The sequence below is a fragment of the Bradyrhizobium sp. 22 genome, from assembly GCF_000482425.1.
GTDB lineage: Bacteria > Pseudomonadota > Alphaproteobacteria > Rhizobiales > Xanthobacteraceae > Bradyrhizobium > Bradyrhizobium japonicum_B.
In genome coordinates this window covers 1,028,898-1,049,138 of sequence record NZ_KI519399.1, presented here as the reverse complement: position 1 = coordinate 1,049,138, position 20,241 = coordinate 1,028,898, and the positions used below count along the sequence as shown (strand labels likewise).

The 20,241-nt window shown below is 66.0% G+C and carries 18 protein-coding genes; 9 read left to right on the top strand and 9 right to left on the bottom strand.

Going from position 1 to position 20,241, the window contains the following annotated elements; translation table 11 throughout:
• The first annotated feature begins 11 nt into the window (after positions 1-11).
• Positions 12-581 carry a nucleotidyltransferase family protein gene (locus K410_RS0106190; protein ID WP_028134038.1) on the top strand — a complete coding sequence of 190 codons (570 nt, stop codon included), beginning with the start codon at positions 12-14 and terminating at the stop codon, positions 579-581.
• A gap of 183 nt (positions 582-764) precedes the next feature.
• Here the strand turns inward: K410_RS0106190 and K410_RS0106185 are convergent, their stop codons facing one another.
• The 3 genes from K410_RS0106185 to K410_RS0106175 all read right to left on the bottom strand — a co-directional run bounded on the left by K410_RS0106185 (position 765) and on the right by K410_RS0106175 (position 3,417).
• The gene (locus K410_RS0106185) at positions 765-1,331 is read right to left on the bottom strand and encodes a PAN domain-containing protein (protein ID WP_028134037.1); all 567 of its coding nucleotides are present in this window, start codon (positions 1,329-1,331) and stop codon (positions 765-767) included.
• Between the two features lie 118 nt (positions 1,332-1,449).
• A complete protein-coding gene (locus tag K410_RS0106180; RefSeq protein ID WP_028134036.1) occupies positions 1,450-2,820 on the bottom strand; it encodes a glutamate--cysteine ligase in 1,371 nt (456 codons plus the stop codon).
• 99 nt (positions 2,821-2,919) lie between these two features.
• Positions 2,920-3,417 (bottom strand): MarR family winged helix-turn-helix transcriptional regulator, encoded by a 498-nt coding sequence (locus K410_RS0106175; protein WP_028134035.1) that lies wholly within the window; start codon positions 3,415-3,417, stop codon positions 2,920-2,922.
• 126 nt (positions 3,418-3,543) lie between these two features.
• On the opposite strand from K410_RS0106175, the gene gstA reads away from it, so the two are divergent.
• From gstA to K410_RS36560, 3 genes are all read left to right on the top strand, one after another.
• Complete coding sequence (gene gstA / locus K410_RS0106170; RefSeq protein ID WP_028134034.1) at positions 3,544-4,158, top strand: glutathione transferase GstA; 615 nt, start codon at positions 3,544-3,546, stop codon at positions 4,156-4,158.
• A 240-nt stretch (positions 4,159-4,398) separates the two neighbouring features.
• Complete coding sequence (locus K410_RS0106165; protein WP_049819953.1) at positions 4,399-4,707, top strand: hypothetical protein; 309 nt, start codon at positions 4,399-4,401, stop codon at positions 4,705-4,707.
• 341 nt (positions 4,708-5,048) lie between these two features.
• Complete coding sequence (locus tag K410_RS36560; protein WP_049819952.1) at positions 5,049-5,432, top strand: hypothetical protein; 384 nt, start codon at positions 5,049-5,051, stop codon at positions 5,430-5,432.
• Positions 5,433-5,525: 93 nt separating this feature from the next.
• Here the strand turns inward: K410_RS36560 and K410_RS0106155 are convergent, their stop codons facing one another.
• The 4 genes from K410_RS0106155 to K410_RS0106140 all read right to left on the bottom strand — a co-directional run bounded on the left by K410_RS0106155 (position 5,526) and on the right by K410_RS0106140 (position 11,420).
• Positions 5,526-7,739: an FAD-dependent oxidoreductase gene (locus K410_RS0106155; protein WP_028134032.1), complete on the bottom strand. Its 2,214-nt coding sequence runs from the start codon at positions 7,737-7,739 to the stop codon at positions 5,526-5,528.
• A gap of 141 nt (positions 7,740-7,880) precedes the next feature.
• Entirely contained in the window at positions 7,881-9,089 is a 1,209-nt protein-coding gene (locus tag K410_RS0106150) for an acetyl-CoA C-acetyltransferase (RefSeq protein ID WP_028134031.1), read from the bottom strand.
• A 55-nt stretch (positions 9,090-9,144) separates the two neighbouring features.
• Entirely contained in the window at positions 9,145-10,935 is a 1,791-nt protein-coding gene (locus K410_RS0106145) for an acyl-CoA dehydrogenase C-terminal domain-containing protein (protein ID WP_028134030.1), read from the bottom strand.
• Positions 10,936-11,036: 101 nt separating this feature from the next.
• Positions 11,037-11,420 (bottom strand): nuclear transport factor 2 family protein, encoded by a 384-nt coding sequence (locus K410_RS0106140; protein ID WP_028134029.1) that lies wholly within the window; start codon positions 11,418-11,420, stop codon positions 11,037-11,039.
• A 199-nt stretch (positions 11,421-11,619) separates the two neighbouring features.
• Here K410_RS0106140 and K410_RS0106135 point away from each other — a divergent pair, with 199 nt between their 5' ends.
• The 4 genes from K410_RS0106135 (at position 11,620) to K410_RS0106120 (ending at position 17,951) form a co-directional block, all read left to right on the top strand.
• The gene (locus K410_RS0106135) at positions 11,620-12,210 is read left to right on the top strand and encodes a PadR family transcriptional regulator (RefSeq protein ID WP_028134028.1); all 591 of its coding nucleotides are present in this window, start codon (positions 11,620-11,622) and stop codon (positions 12,208-12,210) included.
• A gap of 295 nt (positions 12,211-12,505) precedes the next feature.
• A complete protein-coding gene (locus K410_RS0106130; protein WP_028134027.1) occupies positions 12,506-15,919 on the top strand; it encodes a tetratricopeptide repeat protein in 3,414 nt (1,137 codons plus the stop codon).
• Between the two features lie 347 nt (positions 15,920-16,266).
• Positions 16,267-17,184: a sulfite exporter TauE/SafE family protein gene (locus K410_RS0106125; RefSeq protein ID WP_028134026.1), complete on the top strand. Its 918-nt coding sequence runs from the start codon at positions 16,267-16,269 to the stop codon at positions 17,182-17,184.
• Positions 17,181-17,951 (top strand): TIGR02186 family protein, encoded by a 771-nt coding sequence (locus K410_RS0106120; RefSeq protein ID WP_028134025.1) that lies wholly within the window; start codon positions 17,181-17,183, stop codon positions 17,949-17,951. Before K410_RS0106125 ends, K410_RS0106120 begins: the two co-directional genes overlap by 4 nt.
• 116 nt (positions 17,952-18,067) lie before the next feature.
• On the opposite strand, the gene K410_RS0106110 is transcribed toward K410_RS0106120, so the two are convergent.
• The gene (locus K410_RS0106110; RefSeq protein ID WP_028134024.1) at positions 18,068-18,979 is read right to left on the bottom strand and encodes a DMT family transporter; all 912 of its coding nucleotides are present in this window, start codon (positions 18,977-18,979) and stop codon (positions 18,068-18,070) included.
• Between the two features lie 112 nt (positions 18,980-19,091).
• On the opposite strand from K410_RS0106110, the gene K410_RS0106105 reads away from it, so the two are divergent.
• Positions 19,092-19,955 (top strand): LysR family transcriptional regulator, encoded by an 864-nt coding sequence (locus K410_RS0106105; protein ID WP_028134023.1) that lies wholly within the window; start codon positions 19,092-19,094, stop codon positions 19,953-19,955.
• Positions 19,956-19,975: 20 nt separating this feature from the next.
• On the opposite strand, the gene K410_RS0106100 is transcribed toward K410_RS0106105, so the two are convergent.
• Complete coding sequence (locus K410_RS0106100) at positions 19,976-20,209, bottom strand: hypothetical protein (protein WP_028134022.1); 234 nt, start codon at positions 20,207-20,209, stop codon at positions 19,976-19,978.
• Between the last annotated feature and the right edge of the window lie 32 nt (positions 20,210-20,241).

Sequence of the window (20,241 nt, the reverse complement as noted above, 5' to 3'; positions counted from 1 at the left end):
CTCGTCTCACGATGAACCGTGACGAATTCCTCGCACTGGCGCTGAGGAATCCCGTCAACGTCGCGATCATCGATGAGCTCGATCGCCTCGCCCTTCCCGATGCCTGGCTGGTCTCGGGATGCCTGGTGCAGACCGTATGGAACGTGCTCACCGGCCGCGCGGTCGATTATGGTATCGCCGATTACGACGTGTTCTATTTCGATCCCGACACCTCGTGGAAGGCGGAGGACGCGGTCATCCGCGAGCTGGACGCACGGCTCACGCAGCTCGGCGTCAAGGTCGAGATCCGCAACCAGGCGCGTGTGCATCTGTGGTACCCAGCCAAGCACGGCCTGCCCTATCCGCCCCTGCGAAGCTCGAGAGAAGGCATCGACCGCTTCCTGACGCAGAACACGCAGATCGGCGTGAGACGCGGACGAGATAGCTACGAGGTCTACGCGCCACACGGCTTTGACGACGTTGCAGCCCTGATCGCGCGGCCAAATCCAGGACCGAATTTCTCTGCGGCGAATTACGCGATGAAAGCCGTGCGATGGAAGGCGCTGTGGCCGGAGCTCACGGTGATCGGAGCGGACGCTTAAGCCTCACGTGTCCCGGACAAGGCGCATCGTGAAACGATGCGGCGCAGAGCCGGGACCCATGGCGCTATCGAATGCGGAGTGGCATGGGCCCCGGCTCTGCAGCGCTGCGCTGAATGAGCGCCGCCATAGCGCGTCGAAGACGCGCGTGAACGCGCTGATGGCGTCCGGGGCACGACACCGCCCCTATCGCACCACGCCCGACGTGAAGCCCGCCTTGCGGCGCGGCGGCTTGATTTCCTTTTTCAGGAAGCAGCGCGCCTCGCGCCCGGTGTAGCCGGGGCGGGCATAGGTGAAGGCGCGGCATTTGTTGTCGGCGGTGCACGCGGCCTTGCAGACCTCCACGCCCTCGCCGTCCTTCAGCTCGAAATTGCGCAAGTCCCCGCCGGGGCGGTCGATCGACGTCTCCACGCCCTCGACCCGCGGCTCGATCACGCCGGCGCCGCGCACGCCGGAAATACAGCAGCTCCCCGGCACGCGCGCCGGCACGGTGTTCTTCAGCCAGCACACCGCGGAGCCGCCCTCGACGTCGGGATAGCTGAAGCTCCACGAGCGGCAGCGGCGGTCGCGCTCGCACAGCAGTGCGCAATCCTCCGGATCGCCCGACGCAACCGGTGTGCTGAAATAGTCGCCGCCGGGCCGATCAAACGCGGTCTGGGCGTGCGTCGGCGCACTCGCGAAAGCGAGCGTAAGCAGCGCGGCGCATGCCACGACCTTTGCCATGACGGCGCCGGACAGGCGGCCCTTCCCCATTGGAACAGCTTTCGAGTTATTGACGACGCTCAGGTTTTTCGGCCGGTCATTTGATCGCCGCAAACCTGTATGGGCGATGAACGGCTGAAAGCGCGGTCGTTGGTCTATGGTCTATGGTCTAGAAAGCGTATTCCGCGTAGGCGGGTTCCACCGAACCCTTCCAGGGACCGTTGAACTTGTCCAACATTTCCTCGGCCGGCGTCCGGCCGGAATCGATGATGCGGTCGAGCGGCTCCAGATGCCGCGTTTCGTCGCGGCCGACCTGGTCGATCCGGGCCCGCCGGCGCAGGCCGGCATGTGCCAGCACGAGGCATTCCTTGGCGATCTCGAACAGATAGCGATCCCTGATCCGCGCCTTGAAGCCCATCCGCGGCACGTCGTCGCGCAGGGCCTGACGCTCGGGCGCGGTCCAGTGCTTGACGATTTCCCAGGCCGCATCGAGCGCCACATCGTCATAGAGCAGCCCGACCCAGAACGCCGGCAGCGCCGGCAACCGGCCCCACGGACCGCCGTCGGAGCCGCGCATCTCGAGATAACGCTTGAGCCGCACTTCCGGGAAGATCGTCGAGAGATGATTGGCCCAGTCCGACAGCGTCGGACGCTCGCCGGGAAGGTTGTTGTTGCGGCCGTCGAAGAAGGCGCGGAACGAGGAGCCCGACACGTCGATGTAGTCCTCGCCGCGCTTGACGAAATACATGGGCACGTCGAGCGCGTAGTCGACATAGCGCTCGAAGCCCATGCCGTCCTCGAATGCCCACGGCATCATGCCCGAACGGGCATTGTCGGTGTCGCGCCAGATCTCGGAGCGGAAGGAGAGGAAGCCGTTCGGCTTGCCCTCGGTGAACGGCGAATTGGCGAACAGGGCGGTCGCGACCGGCTGCAGCGCGAGCGACACGCGCAGCTTCTTGACCATGTCGGCTTCGGAGGAGAAGTCGAGATTGGTCTGCACCGTGCAGGTCCGGTACATCATGTCGAGGCCATATTGGCCGACCTTCGGCATGTAGTTGGTCATGATCTTGTAGCGGCCCTTGGGCATCATCGGGATCTCGGCGCGCGACCAGGACGGCGTCATGCCGAGGCCGAGAAAGCCGATGCCGAGCGGCGTTGCGATCTCGCGCACCTGCGCAAGATGCGCCATCAGCTCGCTCTGGGTCTGGTGCACGTTCTCGACCGGGGCGCCGGAGAGCTCGAACTGCCCGCCGGGCTCGAGCGAGATCGCTCCGCCGCCGGTGACGTCGTAGAGGCCGATGATGTTGCCTTTCTCCATGATCGGCTCCCAGCCGAGCAGGAGCTTCATGCCCTCGAGCAACGCACCGATGCCTCGCGCGCCCTCGTAAGGCACCGGACGGTGGCCTTCGAGCGTGAACGGCGTCTTCTCGTGCTCGGTGCCCATGCGGAATTCGGACGGGTCCTTGCAGCCGGCCTCGAACCACGCGACGAGTTCGTCGCGCGATTGCAGCGGCGTCATATCGATCTGGTCTCGCGCCATATCAAACTCTAATCAAAGGCGCTTCGGTCGAATGCGCGCGGGTGACGGGGATGGTCCGCGAACCCACCGGGCGCACGGACGAGCTGGTGTGCCGCGCAGTCATCGCGACGGCGCGTTTTCGTTGGCGTTGGCGACGGGCGGAAGCTTCATCTCGCCGCAGGAGCAGCCCAGGCGGTCGAGCAGATCGCTGAGCTTGACGGCATCGGCATCGGACAGCTTCGAACCGACATATTTCTCGATCGCGGCCGAATAGGCGCCCCACATCCGCTTCTGCAGCTCGCGGCCGGCTTCCGTGATCTCGACGAACTGGCCGCGCTTGTCGATCTTGCATTCGCGCCGCGAGGCGAGGCCCTCGTCGACCAGCCGGTCGATCAGGCGCGAGGTGGAATATTGCGGAATCAGCATCTGCCGTTCGAGCTCCACCGGCCGCAGTTCGCCCGACGGCGCCCGCGACAATTCGAGCAGCGCGTCATACCAGGCCAGCGGCGGGAAACCGGCGCGCTTCAAGTCCTGCTCGACGCAATCGAGCACACGGCTCTGCACCCGCATCAGGCGGATCCAGGCGGCAGTCGCCTCGGTCGATGGTTTGCGTTTCATGGTCCCGCTCAAGCTGGTCGCCCGTCTCTTACCTCATTTGATGCAGCTGCATCAATCTTGACTATTTCAAGCAGTTGCATGTAATCGCTCTTTCGGCCGAACCAAGCTTCAAGAGGAGGAAATTCCATGAAACTGTACTATTCGCCCGGTGCCTGCTCGCTGTCCCCCCACATCGCGCTCCTGGAAGCCGGCCTCCCCTATGAGCTGGTCAAGGTGGATCTCCGGGCCAAGAAGCTCGAAAATGGTGAGGATTATCTGAAGCTGAATCCCAAGGGCCAGGTCCCTGCGCTGGGCCTCGACAGCGGCGAGATCGTGACCGAAGGCCCGGTGATTGTCCAGATGATCGCCGATCAGGCCTCAAGCAAGGCGCTGGCGCCGGCCCGCGACAGTTCCGAGCGCTACAAGCTGCTTGAATGGCTCAATTTCCTCACCTCCGAGGTGCACAAGAGCTTTGGCCCGCTGTTCGCGCCGGCCCTGAACGACGAGGCCAAGGCCTTCTTCAAAGACCGCGTCATGGGCAAGCTGAAATATATCGACAGCCAGCTCGCCGGCCGCGACTACCTCATGGGCAAGCAGTTCACGGTGGCCGACGGCTATCTCTTCACGATGCTGACCTGGGCGGACCGGATGAAGTTCGACTTCTCGGCGATGCCGAACCTTGCCGCCTACAAGACCCGCGTCGCGGCGCGGCCGCAGGTGCAGGAAGCACTGAAGAAGGAAGGGCTGGCCCAGGCGAAGTAAGGCGAGGCCCGATAGACGGGATGACGAAAGAGCCGGATCGATGATCCGGCTCTTTCTGCTTGAACGGCTGCGCAAGCCCGGATGTTCGAGAGCCCGGGACATCAATTTTACGAGCATTGTCGGAGTTAACAATAATTCCGCGTGATGTGCGCGGCGGAGGTCAGCATTGTTGTGACAGCGATCCAAGTGGCTCAGTTTCAGCCCTGTAGGCGATAAGGACCTGCGAACCGGGAAGCTCTGGTGACAACCATATTCCTGCTCGTGCTCGCGAGCATGATCGCTGGATTATCGACGGGACTCTTCTTCCGAGTCTGGACTCTCTTGTTGGTTTCGCCGGCGACCGCGCTCCTTGCTGCAACAGTGCTTCAGACCTCGGGCTTCGGATTCTGGACGGGCATTCCAATCGTCGTCGCGTGCCTGATTGTCGGCCAGGTCGCCTATGTGGCGGCCTCGCTCTACGTGCACAGAGGCGAGCTTTCAGTGCAGGACGACATCGACGGCGACCCAGGCAAGCACGGCCAGCGCCACATCGACGACGAGAACGAGTAAGGCCAGGCCGACCCATGAGGGGATTTTTCTGCGCAGCCTGAAGAGCCTGCGGCGGGGCCGCGGCCGTCCCAGCCGCAAAAGGGAGACATATCTCACCGCAACGCCGGCTGCGCTGTCTTGAAACACCGTGAGGATCATTGCGGGACACTTTCAATGCTGACGGGCCATCCGATGGATCCGTCAGCAAGAGCGGTGCCAGGACGAGGCGAGCACGGCTGGGACATCAGCAGATTTGACAAGGCGCAAGATCGATCGGCCGGATCGAAGATTCCGCCGGTTTCGGGGTGAACCGTTTGAAGGGTGGCGGCGTCGAAGCAACACCGCCAGGAGACAGCCGCCCCATGAACATGATCGTCCTGATGACCGCCGCCGGCGCTCCGCTCGCGATGCTCGGGCTCTCGACGCCGGTCGCGCCGCAGCGCGATTGCATCTTGATGATCCATCCACAGATCACCTCGGCCGTGTTCGAGAGCAAGGAAGGAAAGATCGTCTTTCCGGACCGGCCGACTGAATATCCGTGCAGCTACGCCAAGAAGATGGGCACAACGGATATCGCCTTCACCAACCAGAATGGCTGGCGCTTCGAGTTGCGCATCGGCCGCGGCGACGAAGGCACCTGGAAAGCCAGCCGCGCCGACGATGCCGTCTCGGGCCGCGCGTTCTCGCCGTTCGGAGACGAAAATAGAAAAGGCCGGATCGACGATCCGACCTTTGCTTCTAAGTAGCCCGGATGGAGCGAAGCGCAATCCGGGTCACTGCCTCCGCGGAGATGCTGTCCCGGATTACGCTTACGCTCCATCCGGGCTACAGACTTCGCCTCAGGCGGCCGCCTTCTTCGGCGCGAAGCGGCCGTAGAAGGTCTCGCCCTTCGCCGCCATCTCCTCGAGCAGCTTCGGCGGCGTGAAGCGCGAGCCGTACTTCGCCTCCAGCTTGCGGCAGAGCTCGACGAACTTTTTCGTGCCCATGAAGTCGATGTAGGACAGCGTGCCGCCGGTGAACGGCGCGAAGCCGAAGCCGAGGATCGAGCCGACATCCGCCTCGCGCGGATCGGTGATGACGTGATCCTCGACGGTGCGCGCCGCTTCCACCGCCTGCACCACCAGGAAGCGCTGCTTCAGCTCCTCGACGTCGAGCGTGTCGGGGTCGAGCTGCTTCGGCTGCAAGGCCGAGAGGCCCGGCCACAGGCTCTTCTGGCCCTTGCCCTTCTCGGGATAGTCGTAGAAGCCCTTGCTGTTCTTGCGCCCGAGGCGGCCCTGCTTCTCGACCATCTCCACCATCAGCTTCTTCTGATCGGGGTTGATGGCGTTGGGGCCGAGATCGGCCTCGGTCGCCTTCATGATCTTGAGGCCGAGGTCGAGCGCGACTTCATCCGAGAGCGAGAGCGGGCCGACCGGCATGCCGGCCATCTTGGCGCAGTTCTCGATCATCGCCGGCGGCACGCCTTCGAGGAACATCTCGTTGCCCTCGGCGACGTAGCGGCCGACGCAGCGGTTGGCGAAGAAGCCTCTGGAGTCGTTGACCACGATCGGCGTCTTGCCGATCTGACGGACATAGTCGAGCGCAGCCGCGATCGCGAGATCGCCGGTGTTCTTGCCCTTGATGATCTCGACCAGCATCATCTTCTCGACCGGCGAGAAGAAGTGGATGCCGACGAACTTGCCCTGGTCCTTGAAGCTCTCGGCCAGCGAGGTGATCGGCAGCGTCGAGGTGTTGGAGGCGAAGATCACGTCCGGCTTCAGATATTGCTGCGCCTTGGCGAAGGTCTCGGCCTTGACCTTGCGGTCCTCGAACACAGCCTCGATGACGAGGTCGACGTCCTTCAGCGCAGCGTAGTCGGCGGTCGGCGTGATGCGCGCGAGCAGCGCTTCGGCATCCGCAGGCTTGGCGCGGCCCTTCTTGATCTGCTCCTCGATCACCTTCTGGGCATGCGCCTTGCCCTTGTCGGCGCTCTCCTGGTCGCGGTCGATCAGCACGACGTCGAGGCCGGCACGGGCCGAGACGTAGCCGACGCTGGCGCCCATGAAGCCGGCGCCGATCACGGCGATCTTCTTCACCTTGGTCGGCGGAACGTCCTTCGGGCGGCGCGCGCCCTTGTTGAGCTCCTGCATCGACAGGAACAGGCTGCGGATCATCGCGGCCGCTTCCTTCGAGCGCAGCACCGAGGTGAAGTAGCGCGACTCGACGCGCAGCGCGGCGTCGATCGGCAGCTGCAGGCCTTCATAGACGCAGCTCATGATCGCGCGCGCGGCGGGATAATTGTCGTAGGTCTCGCGCCGATAGATCGCGTTGCCGGCGGGGAACATCATCATGCCGGCCTTGGAGAACACCGGACCGCCGGGCAGCTTGAAGCCCTTCTCGTCCCAGGGCGCGACGGCCTTGCCGCCGGCCTTGATCCAGTCCTTGGCGGCCTTGATCAGATCGGCGGCCGGAACGATGGCGTGGATCAGGTTCAGCGCCTTGGCTTTGTCGACCGTGACAGGATCGCCCTTGAGCAGGATCGTCATCGCGTCCTGCGGCGGCACCAGGCGCGGCACGCGCTGCGTGCCGCCGGCGCCGGGGAACAGGCCGACCTTGACCTCGGGCAGGCCGAGACGCGTCTTGGGATTCTCCGCGGCGACACGGTAGTGGCAGCACAGGGTGATCTCGAAGCCGCCGCCGAGCGCGAGGCCGTTGATCGCGGCCGCCCACGGCTTGCCCGACGTCTCGATCGAACGCAGCACCAGCGAGAAGCGGCGGCTCTGGTCGAACAGCATCTGGTTCGCCGCGGTCTCGCCCTGCTCCTTCAAGACCTTCGCATAGGCCTGGTTCATGCCTTCGAGCATCGAGAGGTCTGCGCCGGCACAGAACGCCTCTTTCGCGGAGGTGATGACGACGCCCTTCACCGCGGCGTCCGCCGTGGTTGCCTTGACGATGGCCTCAAGCTCGTTGGTCGAGGTCTCGTCGAGCACGTTCATGGAACGGCCCGGGATGTCCCAGGTGACGAGCGCGATGCCGTCTGCGTCGGTCTCGACCTTGAAATTCTTGTACGACATGTTGGTTGCTCCTCGGTGCCGCAGCCGATGCCAGGCGCGGCGGTTGATGGGGTCTCGTAGGGTGGGTTAGCGAAGCGTAACCCACCAACTTTGTTGACGCGGCACGGCGGGTTACGCCTTCGGCTAACCCGCCCTACGGACCTACACCCGCTCGATGATGGTCGCGGTGCCCATGCCGCCGCCGATGCACAGCGTCACCAGGGCGGTGGACTTGTTGGTGCGCTCAAGCTCGTCGAGCACGGTGCCGAGGATCATCGCGCCGGTGGCGCCGAGCGGATGGCCGAGCGCGATGGCGCCGCCATTGACGTTGATCTTGGCGCTGTCGATGTCGAAGGCCTGGATGTAGCGCAGCACGACGGAGGCGAAGGCCTCATTCAGCTCGAACAGGTCGATGTCCGACTTCTTCATGCCGGACCGCGCGAACAGCTTCTCGGTGACGTCGACCGGACCGGTCAGCATCATCGCCGGCTCCGAGCCGATATTGGCGAAGGCGCGAATCTTCGCACGCGGCTTCAGCCCGTACTTGCTGCCAGCCTCCTTGCTGCCGAGCAGCACGGCACCGGCGCCGTCGACGATGCCGGAGGAATTGCCGGCATGGTGCACGTAATTGACGCGCTCGATCTCGGGATGGGACTGAATTGCGACGCCGTCGAAGCCACCCATCTGCGCCATCATCGTGAACGAGGGCTGCAGCTGCGCCAGCGACTGCATCGTCGTCGTGGGACGCATGTGCTCGTCCTTGGCGAGGATGGTGAGGCCGTTGATGTCCTTCACCGGCACCACGGACTTGTTGAAGCGGCCCTCGTCCCAGGCCTTGGCCGCGCGCTGCTGGCTCTGCACGGCATAGGCATCGACGTCATCGCGCGAAAAACCGTATTTGGTGGCGATCAGATCGGCCGAGACGCCCTGCGGCATGAAATAGGCCGGAACCGCCATCGACGGATCCATCGGCCAGGCGCCGCCGGACGCGCCGATGCCGACGCGGCTCATGGATTCGGCGCCGCCGCCGATCACCAGCTCGTGCTGGCCGCTCATCACCTGCGCGGCCGCGAAGTTCACCGCATCGAGGCCGGAGGCGCAGAAACGGCTGATCTGCACGCCGGGCACGGCTTCGCCGAGACCGGCCTTCAGCGCGGCGAAGCGCGCGATGTCGGATCCGGCCTCGCCGACCGGGTCGACCACGCCGAGGATGACGTCGTCGACGGAATCCTCCGGCAGGTTATTGCGGTCCTTCAGCGCCTTCAGCGGCACGGTCGCGAGCGCGAGCGCGGTGACTTCGTGCAGCGCGCCGTCCGCCTTGCCGCGGCCGCGCGGGGTGCGAACGTGGTCGTAGATGAATGCCTCAGGCATGACGCCCTCCTGATGTGATGTTCGATGCGATTGGGAGCAGGCAGCGGAAGCAGGCTCAGAACGCTTCCGCCGGCAATTCCATGATGGTGGCGCAGCCGGCCTGGATGCGCGCGAGATTGGCCGCGGTCTCCGGCAGCATCCGCTCCATGAAGAAACGGCCGGTGACCAGCTTGGTCGAGAGATAGGGCGTCGCCCCGCTCTCGGCAATCTTGGCGTTCGTCACCTTCGCCATCTTCGCCCACATGTAGCCGAGCGCGACGAAGCCGAAGAGATGCAAATAGTCGGTTGCGGCGGCGCCGGCATTGTCCGGTTTCGCCATCGCGTTCTGCATCAGCCACGTCGTGGCCTGCTGGAGATGACCGAGCGAGGTCGAGAGCGGGGTGATGAACGGCTTCAGCGCCTCGTCGCCGCCGTTCTCCTTGGCGAAGGCCATGACCTCGCCGAAGAACGCCATGATGGCGCGGCCGCCGTCGCGCGGCAGCTTGCGGCCGACGAGGTCGAGCGCCTGGATGCCGTTGGCGCCTTCGTAAATCATGGCGATGCGTGCATCGCGCACGAACTGCTCCATGCCCTGCTCGGCGATGTAGCCGTGGCCGCCATACATCTGCTGCGCCTGCACCGCGTTGGCGAAGCCGTAATCGGTCAGGAAGCCCTTCAGCACCGGCGTCATCAGGCCCATGTGATCGTCGGCGGCCTGGCGGTCCTTGGGGTCTTCGGAGCGGTGGGCGACGTCGCTCTTCAGCGCGGTCCACATCACGAAGGCGCGCGCGGCCTCGTTGAAGGCGCGGATCGAGAGCAGCGTGCGGCGCACGTCGGGATGCACGATGATCGGGTCGGCCGGCTTGTCCGGCGCTTTCGCGCCGGTGAGCGAACGGCCCTGGATGCGCTCGCGGGCATAGGCGACCGCGTTCTGATAGGCGACCTCGGACTGCGCGAGACCCTGCACGGCGACGCCGAGGCGAGCCTCGTTCATCATCACGAACATGCCCTGCATGCCCTTGTTCTCTTCGCCGATCAGCCAGCCGGTGGCGTTGTCGTAGTTCATCACGCAGGTCGAATTGCCGTGGATGCCCATCTTGTGCTCGAGCGAGCCGCAGACGACGCCGTTGCGGGCACCCACCGAGCCGTCGGCGTTGACCAGGAATTTCGGCACCACGAACAGCGAGACGCCCTTGATGCCGGCGGGCGCGCCCTCGATGCGGGCGAGCACGAGGTGGATGATGTTCTCGGCGAGGTCATGCTCGCCGGCGGAGATGAAGATCTTGGTGCCCGTGATCTTGAAGCTGCCGTCGGCCTGGCGCACCGCCTTGGTGCGGAGCATGCCGAGGTCGGTGCCGCAATGCGGCTCGGTCAGGTTCATGGTGCCGGTCCATTCGCCCGCCACCATCTTCGGAACGTAGGTCTGCTTCTGCTCGGGCGAGCCGTGAACGATCAGCGCCGCGGTCGCGCCCATGGTGAGGCCGCCATACATCGAGAACGCCATGTTGGCGGAGATCTGGAATTCGTTGACGGCTTGGCTCAGCGTCACCGGCAGGCCCTGCCCGCCATATTCGGTCGGCGCCGACAGGCCGAGCCAGCCGCCCTCGGCGACCTGCTTGTACGCCTCCTTGAAGCCCTTCGGCGTGGTGACGCTGCCGTCATCGGCACGCTTGCAGCCTTCGAGGTCGCCGACGCGGTTCAGCGGCTGCAATACCTCTTCGGCAAGCTTGGCGGCTTCGCCGAGGATGGCTTCGCGCACATCGCTCGAGGCGTCGGAGAAGCCGGCGAGATTGTCGTAGCGGTCGATCTGGAAGACGTCGTTGAGCAGGAAGTTCACGTCTTCGACGGGGGCTTTGTAGATCGGCATGGGGTTCTCCCGGCAATGGCCTCAGAAAGCGGTGATGTCAGTGATTCCTGCGAGGCAGCCTGGCCCGCGAGCTTAGCGGGTTCCGCAACCTCAGGGCAGGGTCATGATTGGGCGGCCAGCTGCTCGGCCATCAGGCGGTGCAGCATGTTGATCGCCTTGAGCGGACGCACCATCACCTTGAAATGGGTGATGCGTCCGTCGCTGTCGAAAGTGATGATGTCGACGCCGTTGATCTCGATGCCGTCGATGACATTCCTGAATTCGAGCACGGCGCCATTGTCGCTGCGCCATTCACCGACATAGGTGAAGCCCGGCCCGCCGAGCACCTTCTCGGCACTGGAGAGGTATTTGAAGGTGATGTCGCGGCCACGCTGCGGCGAATGCACGACCGGGCTTTCGAACACGGCGTCGGGATGCAGGAGGTCCCAGAGCGCGGCGCGATCATGGGACTTCATGTAAGCGTACCAGGAATCGAGGCCGGTCATTCTCAGCTGCCTCCCTAAAGGCCTGGACAAAAAGTGCGAAAACAACCCCATGCACAGTAGCGTGGCGATTGATTTCGCTGGGTTTTTCGGATCGGATCTTGCGCCCGGCCCGATGTGTCCCAATATGCACATTGACGCATATGCGCCAATGCGCATAAAGTCAAGCATGATGGTCGAGGTTGAAACAAGGAGGCCGGCCATGGCGCTTGGCGACGCGATCCTCGCATGCCTGACGGAACGCCCGATGACGGGCTACGAGCTCGCCAAGACGTTCGATTCCTCGATCGGATTCTTCTGGAAGGCCGACCATCAGCAGATCTACCGCGAGCTCTCCAAGCTGCGCGACCGCGGCCACATCCAGGGCCGCGAGGTCGTGCAATCGGGCAAGCCCAACAAGCTGGTTTATACGCTCACTCCGGAGGGTCGAACAGCGCTGCGGCACTGGGCCGCGCGGCCAAGCACACCGGCCTCGACCAAGGACGACCTCCTGGTCCGCCTCCACGCCCTCGACAGCATCGACATCGAGCCGCTGCGCACCGACCTGATGGCGCGCCTGGAGCACCACCGCGACCGCCACGCCAATTACGAGCGCATCCTGAAGAAGCGCTTTCCCGACGGCACCGCCGAGGGCCGGCTCGACCTCGGCAATTTGCTGCTGCTCCGCTTGGGCGCCCGGCACGAGCAGATGGTGGCCGACTTCTGCGAGGAGGCGCTCGATGCGCTGTCGGCGATGAGCGGCAAGGCCACCGTGGTGCCTCTGGACGAAGGCAAGCGCGAGGGGAAGGGCTGAACTCTCCAACCGTCATGGCCGGGCGTGTCCCGGCCATCCACGTCTTGGCGGCACCGAAGTACGTGGATGCCCGGGACAAGTCCGGGCATGACGGCTTCGGGCAACTGCCCCCCGGTTCCGCCGCCCAACTTTAAGACACCCGCGCCACGTTCCTTAACTCGTTATTTACCGTAACGGACAAAAGTCTGACTTCGAGGCAGACGACCCGCGCCAAATTCGATTGTGTTTGCAACCGGCACGCGTGGGGAGGCTGGAGGCGCCGGGTGGGGCGCCGGAGTCGGAACCGGACAGAGTCATGAATTCGCGCGTATCGTGGAGTGTGGACGGCATCGATCCATCCGTCAGGGAGCGGGCCGAAGCTGCTGCGCGTCGCGCGGGCATGTCGCTGAACGACTGGCTGAACTCCACGCTCGGCGACACTGCCCCGCCGAACTTTCGCGGACCTTACGATCAGCGTCCGCAGCAGATGCCGGCTCAAGCACCGAGTCAGGAGAGCCGCGAAGTCGCCGACATCCACCAGCGGCTCGACGCGATCACCCAGCAGATCGAACGGATTTCAAAGCCGGCCCCGCGCCAGGATTCCTCACGACCGGACGTGACGCGCGAGCAGGGCGTCGCACGCCAGCTCAACGACGCGATCTCGCGGCTCGATGCGCGGCTGTCGCAGATCTCCCGCCCGCAGCAGCCCCAGGCGCCGCGTCCGGCGCCCGCGCCCTCGCCCGTCGAGACGCGCCAGCGCCAGGCCGATGCGGTCGAGCGTGCGGCAGCGCAGGTCTATCGCAACGCCCCTCCGTTGAGCCCCGCTTCGTTCGACGTCGCCGTCGCCGAGATCACCGCGCGCCAGAGCGAGCTTGACGGCTTTGCGCCCCGGCAGATGCCGCCGCGCGCCGCGCCGTCGATTGCGCCTTCGGCTGCTCCCTATACGCCACCGATGGCGCCGCCCGCCCCTGCCTATGCGCCACCGCCGCCGGGCCCGGATTTCTCCTCGCTCGAGCGCCATCTGCTCAAGATCACGAGCCAGATCGAAGCGCTGCAGCGCCCCGACAATACCGAGCAGGCGATCAACGCCTTCCGCAGCGAGCTCGCCGAGATCCGCACCGCCATCACCGAGGCGATGCCGCGGCGCGCGATCGAATCGATCGAGAACGAGATCCGCTCGCTGCATCGGCGGATCGACGAGACGCGGTCCAACGGCACCGACGGCCAGGTGCTGTCGGGCATCGAGCATGCGCTGTCCGACATCAAGCAGGTGCTGCGCACGCTGACGCCGGCCGAGCAGCTCACCGGCTATGACGAGGCGATCCGCAATCTCGGCGCCAAGCTCGATCTGATCCTGCGCGCCAATGACGATCCCTCGACGGTGCACCAGCTCGAGAGCGCGATCGCGGCGCTGCGCGGCATCGTCTCCAACGTCGCCTCCAACGAAGCGCTGGCCCGCCTGTCCGAAGACGTGCAGCTGCTGTCGTCCAAGGTCGACCAGGTCACCCGCGCCTCCGGCCAGGGCGACAGCTTCGCGGTGCTGGAGCAGCGCATCGCCGCGCTCACCGCGGCGCTGGAAACCCGCGAGCGGCCGCAGCCTTCCGAAAGCACCGAGCATCTGGAAGCCGCGATCCGCGCGCTGTCGGACCGTTTCGACCGCATGCAGGTCGGCAACGATTCCGCCTCGACCTTCGCGCATCTGGAGCAGCGCGTCTCGTACCTGCTGGAGCGGATCGAAGCCGCATCCGACCCGCGCAACGGCAATCTGAGCCGCGTCGAGGACGGGCTGCACGACATCCTCCGGCACCTGGAGCGGCAGCAGGCGACCTATTCCGCGCTGGCCGAGAGCCGCAATTCGGCCCCCGTCGATTCCGGAATGGTCGATCTCGTCAAGCGCGAGCTGTCCGATATCCGGTTCAGCCAGGCCGAGACCAACCGGAGCACCCAGGACTCGCTCGACGCCGTCCATAGCGCGCTCGGCCATGTCGTCGATCGCCTGTCCATGATCGAGGGCGACCTGCGCGCAGTGCGTACGGCGCCGCCGGCCGCTGCGCCGCAGCCGATGGCTGCTCCCATAGCTGCTCCCATGGCTGCTGCCATGGAGCCCCCGCCTGTCGCGCGCGAGCCGCGGCCGCAAGCGCAGCAGCCGAAATACGATCCCAAGCCCGAGCTGCCGAATCCCGCCGCGATGCAGAGCGCGCAGGCCGCCTTCGCCGCCGCGCCGCGTGAATTCCATGCCGCTGCTGCCGCCGCGCCGCCGCCGGTGCCGCCGGTTCCACCGCGTGCAATCAGCGAGATCCTGGAGCCGCACACGGCGCCCGCCCGCGCCGCGCTCGCACCGGAATTGCCGCCGGATCATCCGCTCGAGCCGGGGACACGGCCGGGTGGACGCGCCGCCACGCCGTCGGAGCGCATCGCCGCCTCCGAGAGCGCGATCAGCGGCATTCCTGCTGCTGCGAAAGAGCCGGTCTCGTCGTCGAGCTTCATCGCGGCCGCCCGCCGCGCCGCCCAGGCCGCCGCCGCGCAGCCGGAGAAGCCGGCTCGCGGTGCCAAAGCCGGCGCCGATCGCGGCAAGGACAAGGGCAAGGACGGCAGCTCGACCATCAGCTCGAAGATCCGCTCGCTGCTGGTCGGCGCGAGCGTGGTCGTGATCGTGCTCGGCACCTTCAAGATGGCGATGAACCTGCTCGAGGGCAGCCCGACGCCGGCGCCGCAAGCGATGGACAACACCTCCAGCCAGCCCGCGCCGCAGGCCCCCTCGCCACCGCCGGCGATCGAGAACAAGCCCGCCGCGCCCGAGCAGGTCACGCCATCGATGACCTCGCCGACGCCGATCGGCCGGCAATCCCAGAACAATTCCGCGCCGGCGCCCGCTACCAATCCCGGCAACTCGGCCTCGGTCGAAATTCCGGCGGCGCCCGCCGCAGCGGTGCCGCCGCCGACGAGCAGCGACATCACCGGCGCGCTGTCGGGCACGAGCCGCGCCAAGCTCGGCGTCATCCAGGTGCCGCCGAGCGAGAAGCTGCCCGACGGCATCGGCGGCCCCGCCTTGCGCAGCGCCGCGATGAAGGGCGACCCGACCGCGGCCTACGAGATCGGCTTGCGCTTTGCCGAGGGCAAGGGCGTTGCGACCAACTACGACGAAGCCGCCAAATGGTACGACCGCGCCGCACAGGCCGGCGTCGTCCCCGCCACCTTCCGCCTCGGCACGCTCTACGAGAAGGGCCTGGGCGTGAAGAAGGACGCCGACATCGCCCGCCGCTACTACACCCAGGCCGCCGAGCGCGGCAACGCCAAGGCGATGCACAATCTCGCGGTGCTCGATGCCGATGGCGGCGGACGCGGGGCCAACTACAAGAGCGCGGCGCAGTGGTTCCGGAAAGCGGCCGATCGCGGCGTCGCCGACAGCCAATTCAACCTCGGCATCCTCTATGCCCGCGGCATCGGCGTCGAGCAGAACCTCGCCGAGTCCTACAAATGGTTCAGCCTTGCGGCCGCGCAGGGCGATGCCGACGCCGCCGGCAAGCGCGACGACGTCGCCAAGCGGCTCGATCCGCAATCGCTCGCCGCCGCCAAGCTCGCGATCCAGACTTTTGCGGCCGAGCCGCAGCCGGATGATGCCGTCAATGTTCCGGCCCCGAACGGCGGCTGGGACAGCGCGCCGCAGGCGAGCGCCAAGCCGGCGCCGAAGCCGGTTGCGGCCAAGCGTTCGGCGTCGGCGGCGCATTAAAGACCAATAGCTTCAAGCAGACAGAACGAGCCACGGCTCGGTGCACCTCTCCCGCTTGCGGGAGAGGTCGCAGAGCGAAGCGACGCGGGTGAGGGCTTTCTCCTCTGGGAGAGTCCCACCGCGGAGACAACCCTCTCCCCAGCCCTCCCCCGCACGCGGGGGAGGGAGCGCAGCTTCGTCGTGGCGGGCATCGCGGATTTCACGGCACTTGCGCACCCATTCACCACGCCGGAAATTCTAGGGTCCCTCCCCGCGCCGAATTCCGCTATTGAGGGGCGCGGCAATCGTTCCGACCGTCCGGCGGGCATTTGCGCAATCGGTCCGTCTCGCCGGAGCGTGGTCCCTCGATGCAGCTTTATCTCCCGATCGCCGATCTTCCCGTCAACGTCCTGCTGGTGCTGGCGATGGGGGCCGCGGTCGGCTTCGTCTCGGGCATGTTCGGGATCGGCGGCGGTTTCCTGATGACGCCGCTGCTGATCTTCATCGGCATCACGCCCGCGGTCGCGGTCGCCTCGGTCACCAGCCACATCGCGGCCTCCTCGTTTTCCGGCGCGCTGTCCTATTGGCGGCGGCGCGCGATCGATCCGGCGCTGGCGAGCGTCCTGCTCTGCGGTGGCGTGACCGGCACGGCGCTCGGCGTGTGGACCTTCACCCAGCTGCGTGCGCTCGGCCAGCTCGATCTGATGATCGCGCTCTCCTACGTCGTGCTGCTCACCACCGTCGGCAGCCTGATGTTCTCGGAAGGCCTCCGCGCGCTGATGCGGACCCGGCGCGGCGCGCTGCCGCCACGCCGCACGCACAATTGGATCCACGGCCTGCCGCTGAAGATGCGGTTCAAGCGCTCGAAGATCTATCTCTCGGTCATCCCGGTGGTGGTGGTCGGCATCGTGATCGGCTTCATCGGCGCCATCATGGGCATCGGCGGCGGCTTCATCCTGGTGCCGATCATGATCTATCTCTTGCGGGTGCCGACCTCGACGGTGATCGGGACCTCGATGGTGCTGACGCTGGTCACCATGCTGTTCGCGACCATGCTGCACGCGGCGACCAATCACCTGGTCGACGCCGTGCTGGCGCTGATCCTCATGATCGGCGGCGTCACCGGTGCGCAGTTCGGGGCCCGCGCCGGGCAGAAGATCCGCGGCGAGCAGCTGCGCCTGCTGCTCGGCCTGCTGATCCTCTCGGTCGGAATCCGCTTCGCGATCGAGCTGGTGATCCAACCCTCGGACCTCTTCACCATCCGCGAGCTCGGAGTGAGCGGATGATGCGCGCACTCCTCGCATTCGTGCTCGTCCTGCTGCTCGGCGGCGCCGCATGCGCCGAGCGGCTGATCGTGTCGGTCTCCAACCACCGCGTCACGGTGACACCGAACTATTCCGGCGAGGAGCTGGTGCTGTTCGGCTCGGTGGAGAAGGATGCCACCACGCCTGCCGACCGCACCGCCTACGATCTCGTCGTCACCGTGATGGGCCCGCGCGCCGACATGGTGACGCGGCGGAAGGAACGTACCTTCGGGATCTGGATCAACACCGATTACCGTCAGTTCCTGCAGGTGCCGAGCTATCTGGCGCTGTTCGCCAACCGTCCGTTCGAGACCATCACCTCGCCCGAGATCGCACGGCGGCAGCAGATCGGGCTGAACAACGTGCTGCTGACGCAGCGCGTCAGCGGCGACTTTGCCGACGTGGTGCCGAATGACGCGTTCCGCTCGGCCTTCATCCGCCTGCGTACCCAACGCGGGCTCTATCGCGAAGACGGAAGCGCCGTCACGTTCCTGACCCCGACCCTGTTCCGCACCGGCATTCCACTGCCGGCCGAGGTGCCGATCGGCACCTATGAGGTGGAGATCAAGCTGTTCGCCAACGGCGCGTTCGTCGCCAAGACCGAGACCGCGTTCGAGATCGTCAAGGTCGGCTTCGAGCAGTTCGTCGCCAACACCGCGCGCCACAACGGGTTGCTGTACGGCCTCGCCACGGTGGCGATGGCGCTGATGACGGGATGGATGGCGTCGATCGTGTTCCGGAAGGATTGAGGGGTGCGCTGCCTCGTCGCCGTCATGCCCGGGCTAGTCCCGGGCATCCACGTTCTTGCGCGCGGCGACGAAGACGTGGATGGCCGGGTCAAGCCCGGCCATGACGAAAGCTGGGCTCACGCCACCGCCTTCGCCGGCCGCGTCACCAGATAGATGCCGAGCGCGACCGGGATGATGCCGAGCAGGTCGCGCGCTTCGACGTGCTCGCCGAGGGCAAGATACGCGAACAGCATGCCGAGCGGCGGCATCAGAAAGTGATAGGCGCTGGCGGCGGTGGCGCCGCACATCTTCAGCAGATGAAACCAGAGCCAGTAGGCGAGGATCGAGCCGCCGAGCACGAGGAAGGCGAAGGCGCCGATCAGGCTCGGTGTGACGTCGATGGCGTGAATGTCGGCCAAGGTGAGGGCGACCGGCGTCAGCACGATGCCGGCAGCGAGGTTCTGCACGCCGTTGCCGATCCACAACGATCCCTTCGGCGCGAGCAGCTTGAACAGGATAGTGCCGGCGACGATCGAGGCGAGCGAGGCCAGCGTGAAGCCGATGCCGTGCAGGCTGTCGGTGCCGACCGACAGCCGGTGCCAGACGATCGCCGTCACGCCGACGACACCGAGCACGAGGCCGCTTGCCTTGCGCCAGGTCATGCCTTCGCCGAGGAGCAGCGCGGCGAGGCCAGCGGTGAATACCGGATTGGCCGAGACGATCAGGCCGCCGAGGCCGGCGGAGACCGATTGCAGGCCGGTGTAGCCGAGACCGAGATAGAGCGCGTTGTTGGCGATGCCGAGCACGGCGAAGATCGCGGCATCGCGCCAGGAGAGTGACCAGGTCTCGCCGCGGATCAGCGTGGCGCCCAGGATCAAGATGCCGGCGAGCGAGAAGCGCGCGGCGAGCAGGATCAGCGGCGGGCAATGGGTGACGCCGATCTTGCCGGCGACGAAGGCGTAGCTCCAGAGCAGGCAGAACAGGCCGATGGCGAGCGGCAGCGTGTTGAAGCGAGTGGTCGGGGCCGGGATTGAGGGGGCGAGCGACATGAGGGGCATTCTCGGGATGTTCTTGTTCCGGCCCTCGATCTAGGGACGCCGCTTGTCATTTGGAAATTAAATGATTAACTTCCGATCAGTTGATTTTCGAATGGAAACAGCGATGCTGGATCTCGAGCTGCTGCGCAGCTTCGTCTCGGTGGTCGAGGCCGGCGGCTTCACCCGCGCCGGCGAGCGCGTCCACCGCACCCAATCGACCGTCAGCCAGCAGATCAAGCGGCTGGAGGACGATATCGGCCAGGTGCTGCTGCATCGCAACGGCAAGAGCGTGCGGCCGACCGAGGCCGGCGAGCGGCTGCTCTCCTATGCGCGCCGTCTGCTCTCGCTGGCCGAGGAGGCGCGCGACGTGCTGCGCCGGCCGGATGGCGAAGGCGCGGTCCGGCTCGGCATCCCAGAGGATTTCGCGGCGTACCGGCTGACCAAGCTGTTGGGCGCGTTCGCGCGCTCGCATCCCGGCCTGCGGCTCGACGTGCGGGCCGACCAGAGCAAGCATCTGGCGCGCGATCTCGAGCGCGGCGAGCTCGACCTTGCACTCTACAAGCGCGAGGCCGGCGCGAACGGCGCGATCGCGGTGTGGCCGGAGCGGGTGCACTGGGTCACCAGCAAGAGCCATCCCGTCGATGTCGACGTTCCCTCGGTGCCGTTGATCGGCTTTCCGCTCGGCTGCATCTACCGCGCCGGTGCCATCCATGCGCTGGAAAGCGCCGGCCGGGCCTGGCACACCGCCTATACCTCCTCGAGCCTCGCCGGCATCCAGGCCGCGGTCGCCGCCGGCATGGGGCTGAGCATCCTGTCGGAGATGTCGATCCAGTCCGATCACCGCGTGCTGACGGCGAAGGAAGGTTTTGCACCGATCAACAAGACCGAGGTCGCATTGATGGCTGCACCGGATGCGAGCCCGGCCACGCTGCGGCTTGCGGATCGTCTCGCCGAATTTTGCGATGCGGTGCAGGCGAAGGCGGCTTGAGCCCGGCTGAGGTCAGGCGCTCAATTCGCCGCCGACAGCAGCTTGTCACCGCACGCATTCGCATAGAACTTGCCGCCGCATTGGCGCTTGATCGCAGCGCAGCGAGCCGCGGGCGACGCCTTTTGCGGGGCCGTGAAGCCGCAGCTGAGGCCATCGGCGCTGCGGCCGGATTTGCCGGCGGCAAACGCCGCGCTGGAGGCCCCGATGCAGACGACGAGCAGGGCTGCAGCGGCGATTTCAATCACCCGTCTCATGATCGTCTCCTCTCCACACTGATGGCTGAATC